We start from the raw sequence: 1,044 nt of genomic DNA on the forward strand, positions 1-1,044 counted from the left end.
GTATACATTCGACGCAAGTGAATATGATGATCTGAAAGAAGGTCAGGAGCTCGTCATTAGTGTGCCTGTTACTGTTACAGACGATGCAGGCGGCAGCACTACAACAACACTCACCATTACCGTGACTGGCAGTAACGATCCTGCTGACGTAACGGCGGGTGTTGCAAATCTCACAGAATCCGATTCAGTATTGTTAGCAAACGGGAAGCTTGAAAGTACCGACCCTGATGGTAACGACAATACGTTCAAACCTACAACGATCAATGGTACCTACGGTGTGCTGACTCTTCAGGCAGACGGTGCATGGAACTTCGAATCCCACACGGCTTTGGATGAGCTGGACGCAAACGACAAGGTAACGGAACAATTTGTTGTTGAGACCGAAGACGGAACAAAAACCACCATTGACATCAACATTCAGGGAACCAACGATGCCCCTGTTGTTGAAACTCAGACTCAAGCCTGGATTTTCGAAGATGACACATCAAAGACCGTAAAAGGCTTTACGGTTAATGACCCTGATGCCAGTGACAGTCATACGTTCACCATTGTTTCCCAACCAGATACCAGTCTTGGTGAATTTGAAATGCGAGCAGACGGTAGCTGGACGTTTGTTCTAACCGATACCGAAGCCGCTGATAAACTTCCTGAAGGTCATAAGCTCAACGAAGTTTACCAAATCGAAGTCAAAGACTCTCAGGGTGCGACAACAGTCGTAGACGTAACGGTAACCATCATAGGTAAGAACGATGCTGCCGACGTCACCGCAGCATCAAAGACACTTACAGAAACCGATGCAGTGCTAAGAACCAGTGGCACTCTGACGCACACTGATGTTGATGGTGCGGATAACACCTTTAAAGCCGACACTATCGAAGGTGATATCGGCACACTCTACATGCACAAAAGCGGCGAATGGCAGTTTGTTGCTGATGGCACATACGATCATCTAGACGATGGCGAACACGTTACAGAAACCTTTAACGTCTTTACCGAAGATGGCACACCAACAACCATCACTATCCGAATCGACGGCACAAACGA

General features: G+C 47.4%; 1 protein-coding gene. It reads left to right on the forward strand.

Annotation, left to right across the window (positions count from 1 at the left end):
- Positions 1-1,044, forward strand: a 1,044-nt coding sequence (locus RH89_RS15430; protein WP_004403903.1) for a VCBS domain-containing protein, incomplete at both ends; no start/stop codon positions are given.

Origin of the sequence: Vibrio nigripulchritudo ATCC 27043 (genome assembly GCF_000222685.1) — a bacterium.
In the GTDB taxonomy this organism is placed as follows: domain Bacteria; phylum Pseudomonadota; class Gammaproteobacteria; order Enterobacterales; family Vibrionaceae; genus Vibrio; species Vibrio nigripulchritudo.